The organism is Stenotrophomonas nitritireducens (genome assembly GCF_050984405.1).
Lineage (GTDB): Bacteria > Pseudomonadota > Gammaproteobacteria > Xanthomonadales > Xanthomonadaceae > Stenotrophomonas > Stenotrophomonas nitritireducens_B.
In genome coordinates this window covers 2,839,178-2,854,755 of record NZ_CP158790.1, presented here as the reverse complement: position 1 = coordinate 2,854,755, position 15,578 = coordinate 2,839,178, and the positions used below count along the sequence as shown (strand labels likewise).

At 70.2% G+C, this 15,578-nt stretch carries 12 protein-coding genes and 1 pseudogene; 6 read left to right on the top strand and 7 right to left on the bottom strand.

What is annotated here, in order from left to right; genetic code table 11:
* The first annotated feature begins 126 nt into the window (after positions 1–126).
* Positions 127–774, top strand: a complete 648-nt coding sequence (locus ABTV91_RS12675) for a response regulator (protein ID WP_433851764.1) — start codon at positions 127–129, stop codon at positions 772–774.
* Between the two features lie 75 nt (positions 775–849).
* Here ABTV91_RS12675 and ABTV91_RS12670 read toward each other — a convergent pair.
* Positions 850–3,958 (bottom strand): annotated as a pseudogene (locus ABTV91_RS12670) (Rne/Rng family ribonuclease).
* A 417-nt stretch (positions 3,959–4,375) separates the two neighbouring features.
* Between ABTV91_RS12670 and ABTV91_RS12665 the strand changes: the two are divergent.
* On the top strand, positions 4,376–5,365 hold the full coding sequence (locus ABTV91_RS12665; protein WP_433851763.1) for an RluA family pseudouridine synthase: 990 nt from the start codon (positions 4,376–4,378) through the stop codon (positions 5,363–5,365).
* Between the two features lie 143 nt (positions 5,366–5,508).
* On the opposite strand, the gene zupT is transcribed toward ABTV91_RS12665, so the two are convergent.
* The 3 genes from zupT to ABTV91_RS12650 are packed head-to-tail and all read right to left on the bottom strand — an operon-like array spanning position 5,509 to position 7,108.
* A complete protein-coding gene (gene zupT, locus ABTV91_RS12660) occupies positions 5,509–6,318 on the bottom strand; it encodes a zinc transporter ZupT (RefSeq protein ID WP_433851762.1) in 810 nt (269 codons plus the stop codon).
* Between the two features lie 30 nt (positions 6,319–6,348).
* Positions 6,349–6,762 carry an energy transducer TonB gene (locus ABTV91_RS12655; protein WP_433851761.1) on the bottom strand — a complete coding sequence of 138 codons (414 nt, stop codon included), beginning with the start codon at positions 6,760–6,762 and terminating at the stop codon, positions 6,349–6,351.
* A gap of 1 nt (position 6,763) precedes the next feature.
* Entirely contained in the window at positions 6,764–7,108 is a 345-nt protein-coding gene (locus ABTV91_RS12650; RefSeq protein ID WP_433851760.1) for a 4a-hydroxytetrahydrobiopterin dehydratase, read from the bottom strand.
* Positions 7,109–7,197: 89 nt separating this feature from the next.
* On the opposite strand from ABTV91_RS12650, the gene ABTV91_RS12645 reads away from it, so the two are divergent.
* Positions 7,198–7,797, top strand: a complete 600-nt coding sequence (locus tag ABTV91_RS12645; protein ID WP_433851759.1) for an NfuA family Fe-S biogenesis protein — start codon at positions 7,198–7,200, stop codon at positions 7,795–7,797.
* Here ABTV91_RS12645 and ABTV91_RS12640 read toward each other — a convergent pair.
* Positions 7,770–8,921: a hypothetical protein gene (locus ABTV91_RS12640; protein ID WP_433851758.1), complete on the bottom strand. Its 1,152-nt coding sequence runs from the start codon at positions 8,919–8,921 to the stop codon at positions 7,770–7,772. The two genes, ABTV91_RS12645 and ABTV91_RS12640, sit on opposite strands and share 28 nt — an antisense overlap.
* A gap of 205 nt (positions 8,922–9,126) precedes the next feature.
* On the opposite strand from ABTV91_RS12640, the gene ABTV91_RS12635 reads away from it, so the two are divergent.
* A complete protein-coding gene (locus ABTV91_RS12635) occupies positions 9,127–9,582 on the top strand; it encodes a hypothetical protein (RefSeq protein ID WP_433851757.1) in 456 nt (151 codons plus the stop codon).
* A 331-nt stretch (positions 9,583–9,913) separates the two neighbouring features.
* Here ABTV91_RS12635 and ABTV91_RS12630 read toward each other — a convergent pair whose 3' ends face one another.
* Positions 9,914–10,375: a c-type cytochrome gene (locus ABTV91_RS12630; RefSeq protein WP_433851756.1), complete on the bottom strand. Its 462-nt coding sequence runs from the start codon at positions 10,373–10,375 to the stop codon at positions 9,914–9,916.
* A 9-nt stretch (positions 10,376–10,384) separates the two neighbouring features.
* A complete protein-coding gene (locus ABTV91_RS12625; RefSeq protein ID WP_433854179.1) occupies positions 10,385–10,762 on the bottom strand; it encodes a c-type cytochrome in 378 nt (125 codons plus the stop codon).
* 204 nt (positions 10,763–10,966) lie between these two features.
* Between ABTV91_RS12625 and ABTV91_RS12620 the strand changes: the two genes are divergently transcribed.
* Together ABTV91_RS12620 and ABTV91_RS12615 are read left to right on the top strand one after the other, a co-directional pair.
* Complete coding sequence (locus ABTV91_RS12620; RefSeq protein ID WP_433851755.1) at positions 10,967–12,106, top strand: efflux RND transporter periplasmic adaptor subunit; 1,140 nt, start codon at positions 10,967–10,969, stop codon at positions 12,104–12,106.
* Positions 12,103–15,573 carry an efflux RND transporter permease subunit gene (locus ABTV91_RS12615; RefSeq protein WP_433851754.1) on the top strand — a complete coding sequence of 1,157 codons (3,471 nt, stop codon included), beginning with the start codon at positions 12,103–12,105 and terminating at the stop codon, positions 15,571–15,573. Before ABTV91_RS12620 ends, ABTV91_RS12615 begins: the two co-directional genes overlap by 4 nt.
* Positions 15,574–15,578 lie beyond the last annotated feature (5 nt).

Below are 15,578 nucleotides of genomic sequence, written 5' to 3'. Positions count from 1 at the left end.
GCCTCTTGATTGATAATGGGGCGCCTGCGCCATGACGGGCGGTGGAAATGCACCGCACGGCGCTCCGGATCGCGGAGTGCATGGCCGGCTGCGACTGTCACTGTGTTTCGGGGGAGGAAGCGGGTAGTGACCATCAAGGTATTTCTCATTGACGACCACGCGCTGGTACGCACCGGCCTGCAGATGATCCTCGCCGGCGAGACCGGCATCGAAGTCGTCGGCGCCGCGGACAGCGGCGAAGCGGCGCTGCCGCAGATCCGCCGGCTGAAACCGGACGTGGTGCTCTGCGACCTGAACCTGCCGGGCCTGAGCGGGCTGGAGATCACCGAGCGCATCGTCAAGGGCGACCACGGCACGCGCGTGATCATCGTTTCGGTGCTGGAGGACGGCCCGATGCCCAAGCGGCTGCTGGAGGCCGGCGCTACGGGTTATGTCGGCAAGGGTGGCGACGCCAGGGAACTGGTCCGCGCCATCCACGACGTCGCGCAGGGCCGGCGCTATCTGGCCAACAACATCGCCCAGAACCTGGCCCTGTCCAACCTCGGCGGCGACGTGTCGCCGTTCGACGGGCTGTCGCCGCGCGAGCTGGAGGTGGCGTTGCTGCTGGTGCAGGGGCGCCGCCAGGAGGAAATCGCGCGCCGTCTCAGCCTGAGCGCCAAGACGGTCAATACGCACAAGTCGCGCCTGTTCCAGAAGACCGGCGTGCACGACAACATCGCACTGGCGCGCCTGGCCGCACAGTACGGCGTGGGCGATCCGTCCAAGGCGATCTGACGCGCCCGGCATCGCCGGGGACGCATGAAAAAAGCGGCCCGAAGGCCGCTTTTTTCATGCCGGACCGCGCTGCGCTCAGGCGCTGCGCGGGCGTTCGTCGGCTTCGGCTTCGGCCTCGACTTGGGCTTCGGCGGTGCCGGCCGCCGGCTCCGCGGACTCCACCGCCGGCGCGGGCGCCGCTTCGGTGGTGGCTTCAGGCGCTTCTTCCTGCGCCGCTGCCGGTGCAGGCGCCTCGCCGAAGAGCTGGCCGTTCTCCGGCAGCGCCGCTGCGGAGGCGGCCGGCGCCGGCGCGGTCACGATGGCGGCGGCGTCCTCCGCCTGGGCGGCAGGGGCGTCGACGATGGCCGGCTCCGGACGGGCCTCCGGCTGCGCGGGTTCGGCGGCTGGTTGCGGGACATCCACCACGGCGGCCGGGGCAACCGGTGCGGCTTCCGGCTCGGCCGGGGCAGGTGCGGCGACCGTGGTCGTTTCGACCACCGGCTCCGCCGGCTGCGGCACAGCCGCAACGGTGACGGGCTCGGCAACGGATTCGGCAACCGACGGTGCGGCTTCGACCGCCACGGCGGCCGTTTCCGCAGGCGCGGCGGGCTTCAACGCAGCAGCTTCGGCCTGGGCGCGCACGGCGCGGGCCGGGGCTTGCACGGCGGCTGGTTCGTCGTCGAAGTCGAACTCCGGCTGGGCCGCGGCCGGCGCGTTGGCCGTCTCGGCGACGTCGTGGCCGATCTCCTCGTCGTCGGTGGCATCGTCCTCGCCACCCAGCGCATCGGCGTCGGCGCTGCCGGTACCTTCGGCGGTACCGCGGCGACGGCGGCGGCCGCCACGACGGCCGCGCCGCGACGGCGGCGGCTGGCGCCTTCGCCATTGGCATCGTCGGCAGCCGGAACCGCGGAGGTTTCATCGATCGCAGCCACGGCCTGCTCGGCAGTGGCAGTCGCCGGCGCGGTGTCCTCCACGACCGGAGGCTGCACCTTGGCCGGGGCTTCGGTGGCTTCCGTAATCGTGGTGGCGACCACGGCTGCCGCGGCCGGGGCCACGGTCGCGGCCACCGCTGCGGCCGGACGCGGCGCCTCGGCCTGCGCTGCTGCCGTGCCGGCTTCTCGTTCACCGGCTGGACGGGCTTGTCCGCTTCCTGCTGCGGCCTGGGCTGCTTGGGCTGCTTCTGCGGCTTGGGCTGCTGCTGCTCGTTGTTGCGCGGCGGCTTGCCCTGCTGCGCCTGCTGCTCGCTACGCTGCTTGGGCTGCTGGCCGGCGTTCTGCTGCTGCGCATTGCCGCCGTTCTGGCGGCGGTCGTCGCGACGCTCCTCGCGGCGCTGTTCGTCGCGGCGGTTGCCGTTGGCATTGCCGCCGTGCGCGCGCCTGCTGGCCGTTGTTGCCATTGCGGCCGTCGCGGCGCTGGTTGCGGTCGTTGCGGTTGCCACGGCCGTTGTCCTGGCGCGGCTGGCTGGGTCGGCGCGGCGGGGGCGGTCTCGCCGCCGAACACGCGCTTGAGCCAGCCCATCACGCCACCGCTCGCCGGTGCGGCGGCGGGGGCCGGCGCGGCGACCGGCGCCGCGGGGGGCCGGCGTCGGCTCCGGAACCTCGCGCAGCGGGGCCGGCTGGCTGTGCTTGACGTGGGTCACCGCCGGTGCCGGCGGGATATTCAGCTGCGCCTTGGTCAGGGCATGCACCGGCAGCTTGCGCGGGGTGCCGCGCTGGTAGCTCGGCTTGCCCGATTCCTCGCCCAGCTCGTTCTCGCGCAGGCGGGTGACTTCGTAGTGCGGGGTGTGCAGCTGCTCGTCGGCGACGATGATGATCGGCGCGTCGTGGCGGCGCTCGATCTCGCGCAGCGCGCCGCGCTTCTCGTTGAGCAGGAAGTTGGCGATCTCCACCGGGGCCTGCACCAGCACCTGCCCGGTGTTCTCCTTCATCGCGTGCTCTTCGGCGACGCGGATGATCGACAGCGACAGCGACTCGACGCTGCGCATGCGGCCCTGGCCGTCGCAGCGCGGGCAGACGATCTGGCTCGACTCGCCCAGGCTCGGGCGCAGGCGCTGGCGGCTCATTTCCATCAGGCCGAAGCGCGAGATGCGGCCCAGCTGCACGCGGGCGCGGTCGTACTTGAGGGCGTTCTGCAGGCGGTTCTCGACTTCGCGCTGGTGCTTGTTCGAGGACATGTCGATGAAGTCGATCACCACCAGGCCGCCCAGGTCGCGCAGACGCAGCTGGCGGGCCACTTCCTCGGCGGCCTCCAGGTTGGTCTGGAACGCGGTGTCCTCGATGTCGCTGCCCTTGGTGGCGCGGGCCGAGTTCACGTCGACGGCGGTGAGCGCCTCGGTCTGGTCGACCACGATCGAGCCGCCGGACGGCAGGCGCACGTTGCGCTCGTAGATCGCCTCGATCTGCGATTCGATCTGGAAGCGGTTGAACAGCGGGATGTCGTCCTTGTAGTGCTTGAGCTTGCGCAGGGTCTGCGGCATCACCTGCTGCATGAACTCACGCGCGGTCTCGTACAGCTCCTCGGTGTCGACCAGGATCTCGCCGATGTCGGCGCGCAGGTAGTCACGCAGGGCGCGCACGATCAGGCGCGACTCCTGGTAGATCAGGAACGGCGCCGGCTTGGCCAGCGCGGCCTCGGCGATGGAGCGCCACACCTGCAGCAGGTAGTCCAGGTCCCACTGCAGCTCCTCGGCGTCGCGGCCGACGCCGGCGGTGCGGATGATCACGCCCATGTCATCGGGGATGTTCAGCTTGTCCAGCGCGTCCTTCAGCGCGGCGCGGTCCTCGCCCTCGATGCGGCGCGAGACGCCGCCGGCCGACGGCGAGTTCGGCATCAGCACCATGTAGCGGCCGGCCAGGGAGATGAACGTGGTCAGGGCGGCGCCCTTGTTGCCGCGCTCTTCCTTGTCCACCTGGACCACCACTTCCTGGCCCTCGCGCAGCAGCTCGCGGATGCCGGCCTTGTTGTGGTCGACGCCGGCCTGGAAGTAGTCGCGGGAGATTTCCTTCAGCGGCAGGAAGCCGTGCTTGTCGCCGCCGTATTCGACGAAGGCCGCTTCGAGGGAGGGTTCGAGCCGGGTGATGCGGCCCTTGTAGATGTTGGACTTCTTCTGTTCCTTGGACGGCTGTTCGATGTCGATGTCGTACAGGGTCTGGCCGTCCACGATGGCCACGCGCAGTTCTTCAGCCTGCGTGGCATTGATCAGCATTCGCTTCATTGTGCGTTCCTCGCGCGCTGCTACCGCGCGGAACGCCATGGCGTTTCGCCTCTGGACACGGGTCGCCGCCCCTCGCGCAGGCGCGGGTAGGGCGGCTTGGGTTTCCAGCGCTACGACACCACGGCAGGCCGCGGGAGCGCTTGTGTTCTGTTTTCAGGTGTTTCGGGGCCGGCGGCCGCTCCGGCCGGGGCCAGGGCGTCGCACGGGACATGTGTTTTCGTCCAGCACGGATGCTTTGGGCATCCGGCGATGGCCGGGAACGCCGACGAGCCGCTAACATGGCCGCCCCGGGGGCGGTGGCCGCGCACTGTGCCGGATCCGTCGGAAGCCGGGCTTCTGGCCCTGGTCAACTTCCAACGAAATCAAACCCTTATATCGCTCCCCGAGTGTAACAGAATAAACAGGCAGATGACTGACTCCGAAGACCGCCGCGTACCGTCCGCGGGCAAATCCAGCGTGCGCCTGATCAAGGTTCCGGAAGACCGGGCCGGGCAGCGCCTGGACAACTTCCTGCTCGGCCAGCTCAAGGGCGCCCCGCGCAGCCTGGTCTACAAGCTGGTGCGCAGCGGCCAGGTGCGGGTGAACGGGGGGCGGGCCAAGGCCGAGCGCAAGCTGGAGGCGGGCGAGGAAGTGCGGGTGCCGCCGGTCAGTCTCGCCGAAGTGGGAGACAAGGCCGCGCCGCCGGCCGGCTTCCTGCAGCGCATGGAACAGGCCATCGTCTTCGAGGACGCGCGGCTGCTGGTCATCAACAAGCCCTCCGGCGTGGCCAGCCACGGCGGCAGCGGCATCAGCCACGGCGCGATCGAGACCATGCGCGCGCTGCGCCCGAACCAGAACCTGGAACTGGTCCACCGCCTGGACCGCGACACCTCGGGTCTGCTGGTCATGGCCAAGAAGCGCTCGGCGCTGACCGAGCTGCAGGCGCTGCTGCGCGAGGATCACGACGGCTCCGGCCCCGGCGGCATCCGCAAGCGTTACCTGACCCTGCTGGCCGGGCGCATGCCGGACGGAGTGATGAGCGTGGATGCGCCGCTGCACGTCGGCCTGCGCCAGGGCGGCGAGCGCCATGTGCAGGTCAATGCCGCCGGCAAGCCTTCGCTGAGCCATTTCAGGGTGCTGGAGCGCCGCGGTGGCCAGTCCTACTGCGAGGTGCGGATCGAGACCGGGCGCACCCACCAGATCCGCGTGCACGCCCAGCACATCGGCCATCCGGTCGCCGGCGACGACAAGTACGGCGATCCTGCGGTCAACAAACGCTTCCGTGAGCAGATCGGGCTGAAGCGGCTGTTCCTGCACGCGGCGTCGCTGGAATTCGCGCTCGACGGCGGCAAGACGCCCTACGTGCTCAACGCGCCGCTGGCGCCGGAACTGGCCGAGGCGCTGGACAGGCTGGGGTGAGGCGGGGCGTGGAGAGCAGGGAGCGGGAAATGAGCCGCTGCGGCGGCTTCTCCCTCAACGGCTTGCCCTCGTTTATCGCGCAGCGGCCGAAACGCCGCAGTTGACCTGCATCCCCCTTCCCCTGTTCCGCCTTCCCGGCTTCATCACCACTTGAACAGCACCAGGCTGAGCGCGAGCGTGGCCATGCCGGCCACGAGCCCGTATACCGTCTCGTGGCCGCGGGCATGGCGCTTGGCCGCCGGCAGCAGTTCGTCCAGCGCCAGGAAGACCATCACGCCGGCGATCATCCCGAACACGACGCCGAAGGTGGTGTGCGAGAGCGAGCCGGCCAGGGCGAAATAGCCCAGCGCCGCGCCCACCGGCTCGGCCAGCCCCGACAGCAGGCTGGCGGTGAAGGCGTGCAGCTTGCTGCCGGTGGCGAAATACACCGGCACCGCGATGGCGATGCCCTCGGGGATGTTGTGGATGGCGATGGCGAAGGCCAGCGGCATGCCCACCGCCGGGTTCTCCAGGGTGGCGAAGAACGTGGCCAGGCCTTCGGGAAAGTTGTGCGCGGTGATCGCCACGGCGGTCAGCAGCCCCACGCGCCGGACCTGGCTGCGGTTGTCCTCGCGGAACAGCGGGTCCTGCCTGTCCAGGCTCTCGTGCGGGTTGGGGATCAGGTGGTCGATGGCGACGATCAACACCACACCGGCGAGGAAGGACAGCGTGCCGTACGTGAAACCCAGCCGTTCGCCATGCGCCAGCGCGAACGCCGCGACCGACTTGTTCAGGATTTCCGACAGCGAAACATAGACCATCGCGCCGCCGGCGAACGCCAGGCCGAAGGCGAGCAGGCGCGGGTCCGGGCGCCGCGAGAACAACACCATCAGGCTGCCGACGGCCGTGGCCAGGCCGGCAGCGAGCGTCAGCGCGAACGCGATCCACAGGTGCCCGGTGGAGATCGCCGGCATGGACGCGCGCCCGGGGCAGGGGAGTGGCGGTCAGCCGCCGCGCCGCATGCGTTCCTCGATGGCGAAGCAGCTGTCCGGCTTGGGCTCGGGCGGGTTGAAGCTCACCGGCACCTGGATGGTGGTCGGTACCGGCTGGCCGTTGCGGGTGGCCGCCTTGAACTTCCACTCGCGCACGCGCCGGATCGCCGAATCGTCCAGCTGGCTGTTGCCGCTGCTGGTGAGCAGCGCGACGTCGGTCGGTGCGCCCTGCGGGCCGACCACGACCTTCAGCACGCTCTGCCCGCCCACGCCGCTGCAGGCAAGTTCGACGGGATAGTCCGGCGGCGGCGTCTGCACCGCGGCCACTTCGGTGGGGGCGACCACCGGCGCCGCCGGTCCGGACGGCGTGCAGGCGGCGAGCGCCGCGACGGTGGCGAGGGAGCCCAGCAGGAGATGCGCTTTCATGTCATTGCTCCACGAGTGCGGATGCCTTGGCGGCACAGATGAAATCGTTCTCGCTCAGGCCGCCCACGTCGTGGGTGGAGAAGCGGACGGTCGCGCGGTCGTAATGCACGCCCAGGTCGGGGTGGTGGTCCTCGCGGTGCGCGATCCAGGCCAGGGCGTTCACGAACGCCATGGTGCCGTGATAGTTGTCGAAGCGGAATGTACGGACCAGCGCATGGCCGTCCTCGGCCAGCTCCCAGTCCGGAACCTGCGGCAGCAGTTCGGCCAGGCGGGCTTCGCCGAGCCGGTGCTCGCTGCCCTTGCGGGCAATGCAGTGCGCCTGCACCAGCGGGATCAGATCGGCCATGGGGTATCTCCGTCTACAGGGGGTGAACGGCCTGGCGCGTGGAATCTGTGTCCCATCAGCAACAGCCAAGACACGGCTAGAATACCCGCATGATCCAGATTTCAGATACCGCGCAGACCCATTTCCGCAAGCTGATCGAACGCGAGGCCGTGCCCGGCATGGGCGTGCGCCTGAGCGCGGTCGAGCCGGGGACGCCGCGTGCCGACGCGCGCCTGGAGTTCGCCGAGCCGGCGGACCTGCTGGGCGACGAATGGGCGGTGGACTGCGACGGCTTCACCCTTTATGTGTCGGCCACCAGCGTGGCGTGGCTGGAAGGCGCCGAAATCGACTACGTCACGCAGGCGGCCGGCACCCAGCAGCTGACCATCAAGGCGCCGCGGATCAAGGGCGAAGCGCCCGGCGAAGCGGCATCGATGGTCGAGCGCGTGCATTGGGTCGTCGAGAACGAGGTCAATCCGCAGCTGGCTTCCCATGGCGGCCGCGTGGCGGTGCAGGAAGTGTCCGCCGATGGCGTGGTGCTGCTGCGCTTCGGCGGCGGCTGCCACGGCTGCGGCATGGCCGACGTGACCTTGAAGCAGGGCATCGAGAAGACCCTGATGGCCCGGGTGCCCGGGGTGACCGCCGTGCGCGATGCGACCGACCACAGCAGTGGCCAGGCGCCCTACATCCCGCGCGGCGGCGCGGGCTGAGCGACCGCCGCGTGCCGGTGACGTCGGTTGCCGACCTGATCGAACTGCTGGCTGCCCGGCGCAAGGCCAGCATCCTGCACGATCGCCGCACAGGCTTTCCTTATAGCTGGAGCGCCTGGCTGCGCGGCTGGTCGCCGGCCCGGGGCATGGCGTTCGCCGGTGCCGATGCGGCCGCTGCGGCGCCGCCGTGGACCGGTCCCCGTTCCCGTGGCGGCACCGGCGGCCTGTCGTTCCGGCGGGCGCTGCTGCACCTGTTCCGCTGGGGCGGCGACGATCCGCCGCCGCGCGACCAGCGCGGTGTCCACTGGTTCGCCGCGCTGTGCAGCGTGGCCCTGCACCTGTTGTTCGCCGTGCTGCTGGTCTGGGTGGCGCTGGTGCGCAGCAACGTACCCGAACCCGGCGTGGAGGAAGGCGAGCGCGTGCAGGTGGAATACATCGGCCGCGGCACGCCGGAGGACGAAGGCGGCGGTTCGCCGCAGTCGGCCGGCGCGCAGTCGCCGTCCGGTGCGCCGGCAGTGGAGGGCGGTGCGGTCGAAGCTGCGGCCGCCCCCTCGCCGCCGCAATCCATGCCGGCGGCGCCACAGGACGGCGTCGCCAGCGCGGCCCCCGCCGCGATGCCGGTGGACATGTCCCGGCCGGCGCCGGATACGACGGCCGAACAACCGCTGCAGGTCACCGAAGTGCCGCAGCCGACCGGCGATTTCGTGCTGCCGCCGCCCACCGTGGAAGCGCCGGCGATAGCGGCGCGGGAGCCGCAGGTGCGCGAGCGTACGGTTGCGACGGTGGTGGAGCGGCCGACGCCGGTCCGCCCCTTGCCGACGCCCGAGGTCGCGTCGGTGGAAGCGGCGATGCCGCAGGTGCAGGTACGCGAGCGGCGCATCGAGACGGCGCCCACGCAGCCGGTGGCGATGGCGCAGGTACCCCTGCGTGCGGCGGAGGTGCGCGTGGAAAGCGCCGGGCCGGCCGTGCGCGAACGGCAGATCGACATCGCCCCGCGCCAGGACGTGGCGATGGCGGCCGTACGCGCGCGCGACAGCGGCGTGCAGCTGAAGCCGGCGGAGGTGACGGTGCGCGAACGCCCGGTGCCAGGTGCCGATGCGCCGATGCGCGGCCGGCGCCCGCATCCGTTTCCCGGCCACGGAGAGCGCGGGTGCGGCGGCCAGGCGCAGGCCGCGGTGCCGGCGCAGGCCGTTGCCGGAAGCGGGCAGGCCGCGGCGGCGTCGCCGCGATCCGGTACCAGCACGGGGAGCCGGGCCGCGGCCGCAGGACCGCAGCGGCGGCTGGGCCGCGCCGACGCGCGCCGACGACTGGGGCGCGTCGCAGCGGCAGGTGGACGGAGGCGCCGGCGCCGCCTCCGACCAGGGGGGGGGGGGGCTGTTCAATGCCGACGGCAGCGTGCGCCTGGCCGATGGCGGCGATCGTGGGCAGGCCTCGGGCGAGCGCGGTGCGCCGGGCGGCCAGTCCGATACCTGGAGCCGCGAGCAGATCGACCGTGCCGGCACCTGGCTCAAGCGTCCGCCCTACGAGCATTCGCCCACCTCGTTCGACAAGTACTGGGTGCCCAACGAATCGCTGCTGGCCGAGTGGGTGCGCAAGGGCATCAAGAGCATCGAGATCCCGATTCCCGGCAGCGAGAACCGCATCTCCTGCGTGATTTCCATCCTGCAGTTCGGCGGCGGCTGCGGCCTGAACAACCCGAACATGCAGGACCAGCCGGCCAGCGCGCGGCCGCCGCCGGACATCCCGTTCAAGAAGGAACTGCAGGACGACAACGGCAGCCGCTGAGCGGCGGCTTGCCCGCTCCGGCTGCGTTGAACGTGGATTCCTCGGGATTCCTGCCGCGCCGGACGGCGCGCCACGGTGGGTATCAGAAGCGCCACGCAGACCAGAAGCGCGATGGTTCCGGCTGCCGCCGCGGGGCCGATCCATACCGGATCGGTCCTGGGCATATCGGAACGAGCGCGGATGCAAAGGAATCCAGCAAGGCCAGCCAGCAGGGAAACAACGGCAGTAGCCGCATGTCTCCTGGGGATGGCGGTGATGCTGCAGTCATTGCTGCCCCGGCCGTGGAGCCTGGATCAGCGACGCCGGCATGGAGCGTGCCGGCGCAATGCGGTCACTTCAAGCCGTGCAGGTCGCGCAGCTGGCTCGGGCGCGAACCGAAATAGGCGGCCAGGTCGGAGATGTCCTGGTCGCTCAGGTCGGCCGCCTGCGGCGACATCAGCATGTGCTCGCGGTCGCCGCTGCGGTAGGCCTGCAGGGCGTGGGCGAGGTAGTCGCCGTACTGGCCGCCGAGCCGCGGATAGCTGGGATCGATCGGGGCGTTGCCGTCGGCACCATGGCAGTCGATGCAGCTCTGGCCGGTGGCCTTGCCCTTGTTGTTGGCCAGCTGCTCGCCGGCGGCGATGCGCCCCTGCGGCAGGCCGGCCGAAGAACTGGAACCGTGTTCGCCGCTGGCATGGCCGGGATCGGCGGCGGACCTGCCGGTGGATTCCACCTCCGACTGCGTGCAGGCGGCCAGGGCGCAGGCAGCGAACAGGGCGATGGCGAGACGCGAAGCGTGCTTGGCTTTCGACATGAGCGGTGCTTACTTGAGAGTGGACAGGTAGGCGGAGAGATCAGCGATGTCCTGCGTGCTGAAGCTCATCGATTGCGCCTGCATGGTCGGATGCCTGCGCTTGCCTTCGCGGTATTCGGTCAACGCCTGGGTCAGGTACTGCGCCGACTGCCCGCCGATCTTCGGCACGCGGTAGCTCGGGTAGGCGTTCTTGTAGCCGGTGATGCCGTGGCAGCCCTGGCAGGTATAGGCCAGGGTACGGCCGGCTTCGGCATTGCCCGTGGCGGCGGGCGAGGCCGCGGCGGCGGGAGCGGAAGGTTCAGACTGCTGCGGGTCGGCTTGGGCGGCGGCCCCGAACGGCAGGGCGAAAGCCAGGGCGAGACATACGGCAAACGGCTGCGAGCGCATGGTTTCCTTGTCCGGTATGCGGGTCTGTTCGTTCCGCCGTGGGGACACGGAACGGTCCGAGTATAGCCCGCGCATTCACCGGTTCGGAACCATTCATGAATGCTGCGATGCCGCATGAAGGCATGACCTTTGGCGCATGGTGTCGCCGTGGGGTGGTGCAATACTTTGCTACAACACCAGCCACTGCATCCCAGGGACCCCACGATGTCGCGACTCCTCACTCCGTACGGCCGCACCGGAAGCTGCGCCGCCGCTCTGCTCGTCACCACGGTGTTGCTGCTTGGAGGTTGCAAGGCAGGCGGCGAGGAGGCGAAGGACAAGCCCAAGGAAGAGCAGAAGGCCAGCGACGCGATTCCGGTCGAAGTGGCCAAGGCGGCGCGCCGCGCCATCGCCGCGAGCTACACCGGCACGGCGTCGCTGGAAGCGCGCGCCGAATCGCAGGTGGTGGCCAAGACCTCGGGCGTCGCCCTGGCGGTGATGGTCGAGGAGGGCCAGCATGTCCGCGCCGGGCAGCCGCTGGTGCGCCTGGATCCGGACCGCGCGCGCCTGGCCGTGGCGCAGAGCGAGGCGCAGATGCGCAAGCTGGAGAACAGCTACCAGCGCGCGCAGAAGCTGGTGAACCAGCAGCTGGTCAGCGCCGCCGACGTGGACCAGCTGCGCTTCGACCTGGAGAACGCGCGCGCCCAGTACCGGATGGCGACGCTGGAACTGTCCTACACCACGGTGGTGGCGCCGATCGCCGGCGTGGTCGCTTCGCGCGACATCAAGCCGGGCAATTTCGTGCAGATCAACTCGCCGATCATCCGCATCGTCGACGCCGGCAAGCTGGAAGCCACGCTCAACGTGCCCGAACGCGAGATCGCCAAGCTCAAGCCCGGGCAGGCGGTGGAACTGGTCGCCGACGCGCTGCCGGGGCGCCGATTCGCCGGCGTGGTGGACCGCGTGTCGCCGGTGGTGGATACCGGCACCGGCACGTTCCGCGTGGTGACGGCGTTCTCCGGCGAAGGCGATCTGCAGCCGGGCATGTTCGGGCGCCTGGGCATCAACTACGACCAGCGCGCCGACGCGCTGGTGGTGCCGCGCACCGCCCTGCTGGAAGACGGCGGCGAGCCGGCCGTGTACGTGGTGCGCGACGGCAAGGCGCTGCGCACCCAGCTCAAGCTCGGCTACGACGAGGCCGGCTGGATCGAGGTGCGCGAGGGCCTGAAGGCGGGCGACGAAGTGGTCGTGGCCGGCAAGGCGGCGCTGCGCGAGGGCAGCGCGGTGCAGGTGATCGGCAAGGAGAAGGCGGTCGCGTCCGCCGCGCCGGCCAAGGCGCCGGCCGCACAGGCGGCCAAGCAATGAGTGCGCGGGATCCGTCGGTTCCCGGCGGCGGCGGTTTCGATCTGATCGAGTTCGCCACCCGCCGCCGCGTCACCATCGCGATGATGACGCTGACCCTGGTGCTGTTCGGCCTGATCTCGCTGTCGAGCCTGAAGGTCGAACTGCTGCCGGACCTGAGCTATCCCACGCTCACCGTGCGCACCGATTACGAAGGCGCCGCGCCGGCGGAGATCGAGACGCTGATCTCGCAGCCGGCCGAAGAAGCGCTGGGCATCGTCAAGGGCCTGCGCAAGCTCAAGTCGATCTCGCGCACCGGCCAGAGCGACGTGGTGCTGGAGTTCGCCTGGGGCACGGACATGCAGCAGGCCGGGCTGGACGTGCGCGACAAGATGGAAACGCTGCAGCTGCCGCTGGAGGCCAAGCCGCCGGTGCTGCTGCGCTTCAACCCGTCCACGCAGCCGATCATGCGCCTGGCGCTTTCCTCGAAGCAGGACGCGGGCAGCGAGGCCGATGCGGTGCGCCGGCTGATGGAACTGCGGCGCTACGCCGACGAGGACCTCAAGCGCAAGCTCGAGCCGGTCAGCGGCGTGGCCGCGGTCAAGGTCGGCGGCGGCCTGGAGGACGAGATCCAGGTCGACATCGACCAGCGCAAGCTGGCCGCGCTCGGCCTGTCGCTGGATACCGTCATCCAGCGCCTGCAGCAGGAGAACGTCAACCTGTCCGGCGGCCGCCTGGAAGAAGGCTCGCAGCGCTACCTGGTGCGCACGGTCAACCAGTTCACCACGGTCGAGCAGATGCGCGAGATGCTGCTGACCACCGCCAGTGGTTCCAGCTCCACCAGCGCCACCGGCGACAACCGCCAGCTGATGTCGGCCATCCTCGGCAGCAGCGACCCCAACGTGATCGCGGCGCTGCGCAGCGACGGCAGCAGCAGCGCGCCCAGCGTGCGCCTGAAGGATGTGGCCCAGGTAAGCCAGGGCTACAAGGAGCGCGAGGCGGTGATCCGCAGCGCCGGCCACGAAGCGGTCGAACTGGCCGTGTACAAGGAAGGCGACGCCAATACCGTGGCCACCGCCGACGCGCTGGAAGCGCGGCTGGCGCAGATCCGCAAGGAAATGCCCAAGGACATCGAGATGACCTTGGTCGAGGACCAGTCGGTGTTCATCCGCCACGCGATCAAGGACGTCAAGGTGGACGCGGTGATCGGCGGCCTGCTGTCGATCCTGATCATCTTCCTGTTCCTGCGCGACGGCTGGAGCACCTTCGTCATCTCGCTGTCGCTGCCGATCTCGATCATCGCCACGTTCTTCTTCATGGGCCAGCTGGGGCTGAGCCTGAACGTGATGTCGCTGGGCGGCCTGGCGCTGGCCACCGGCCTGGTCGTGGACGATTCGATCGTGGTGCTGGAGTCCATCGCCAAGGCGCGCGAGCGCGGCATGGGCATTCTCGAGGCGGCGATCAAGGGCACCCGCGAAGTGTTCATGGCGGTGGTCGCCTCGACCCTGACCACCATCGCGGTGTTCCTGCCGCTGGTGTTCGTCGAGGGCATCGCCGGCCAGCTGTTCCGCGACCAGGCGCTGACCGTGTCGATCGCCATCGCGGTGTCGCTGGTGGTGTCGATGACCCTGATCCCGATGCTCAGCGCGCTGAAGGGCCGTCCGCCGCTGGAATTCCCGGCCGAGGCGCCGCGCCAGCCGTGGCGTCCGGAAAGCCGCTGGAAGAAGCCGGCGGCCTATGCGGGTCGCGGCGTGGGCGGGTTGTTCCGCTACGGCTTCTTCGCCGCGGCGTGGCTGGTGGTGCGCCTCTTCCGCGGCATCGCCGCGGTGGTCGGCCCGGTGATGCGCAAGGCCAGCGACCTGGCGATGGCCCCTTACGGCCGCGCCGAGGCCGGCTACCTGCGCGTCCTGCCGGCGGCCCTCAAGCGGCCGTGGCCGGTGCTGGGTTTCGCCACGCTGGCCTTCGGCCTGACCCTGGCCGCGTTGCCGCTGCTGGGCGTGGACCTGCTGCCGCAGCTGGCCCAGGACCGCTTCGAGATGACCGCCAAGCTGCCGCCGGGCACGCCGCTGGCGCAGACCGACGCGCTGGTGCGGGAAGTGCAGCGCGCGCATGCCAAGGAGGACGGCGTGCGCCTGCTGTACGGCGTGTCGGGCACCGGCACCCGGCTCGACGCCAGCCCGACGGAGAGCGGCGAGAACATCGGCAAGCTGTCGGTGGTGATGAACGACACCCGTCGCGAGCCGGAACTGACCGAGAAGCTGCGCCAGACCCTTAAGGCCTGGCCGTCGGCGCAGGTCGACTTCGCCCGCCCGGAGCTGTTCGCGCTGTCGCCGCCGCTGGAGATCGAAATCGAGGGCAACAACCTGGAGGACATCCGCGTGGCCGGCAACCGCCTGGCGGGCATGCTGCGCCAGAACGCGCACTACGCCGACGTGAAGTCGACGGTCGAGCAGGGCTTCCCGGAGATCCAGGTGGTGTTCGACCAGGACCGCGCCGCGGCGCTGGGCCTGACCACGCGTCAGATCGCCGACGCGGTGGTCAACAAGGTCAAGGGCAACGTCGCCACGCGCTACAGCTTCCGCGACCGCAAGATCGACGTGCTGGTGCGCGTGCAGGAGTCCGAGCGCTCCTCGGTGAACGACATCCGCCGCCTGATCGTCAATCCGACCGGCGCCAAGCCGATCGAGCTGGGTGCAGTGGCCGACGTGGTCGCCACCACCGGCCCGAGCGAGATCCATCGCGCCGACCAGCGCCGCGTGGCCATCGTCTCGGCCAACCTGCGCGACATCGACCTGGGCAAGGCCATCACCGAGGTGCAGGACATGGTCGCCCGCAACCCGCTGGGCACCGACGTCGGCATGCACATCGGCGGACAGGGCCAGGAGCTGGGCGAATCGATCCGCTCGCTGCTGTTCGCCTTCGGGCTGGCGGTGTTCCTGGTGTACCTGGTGATGGCCTCGCAGTTCGAATCACTGCTGCACCCGTTCGTGATCCTGTTCACCATCCCGCTGGCGCTGGTCGGCGCGGTGGCGGCGCTGCTGCTGGCGCGTTCGCCGGTGTCGGTGGTGGTGTTCATCGGCCTGATCCTGCTGGTCGGGCTGGTGGTGAAGAACGCCATCATCCTGATCGACAAGGTCAACCAGCTGCGCGAGGAGGGCATGGCCAAGCGCCAGGCGCTGGTGGAGGGCGCGCGCTCGCGCCTGCGCCCGATCATGATGACCACCCTGTGCGCGGTGTTCGGCTTCCTGCCGCTGGCGCTGGCCTTCGGCGAAGGCGCGGAAGTGCGCTCGCCGATGGCGATCACCGTGATCGGCGGCCTGCTGGTGTCCACCCTGCTGACCCTGCTGGTGATCCCGGTGGTGTACGACCTGCTGGACCGCAAGCCGGACGAGTACTACGCCGAGCGCGGCCGCCGCGCCCGCCAGGCGATGGCCCAGGCCGAGCAGGTGCTGGCGCATGAGCACGACGCCATCGGCGGCCTCAAGGACTGATCCGG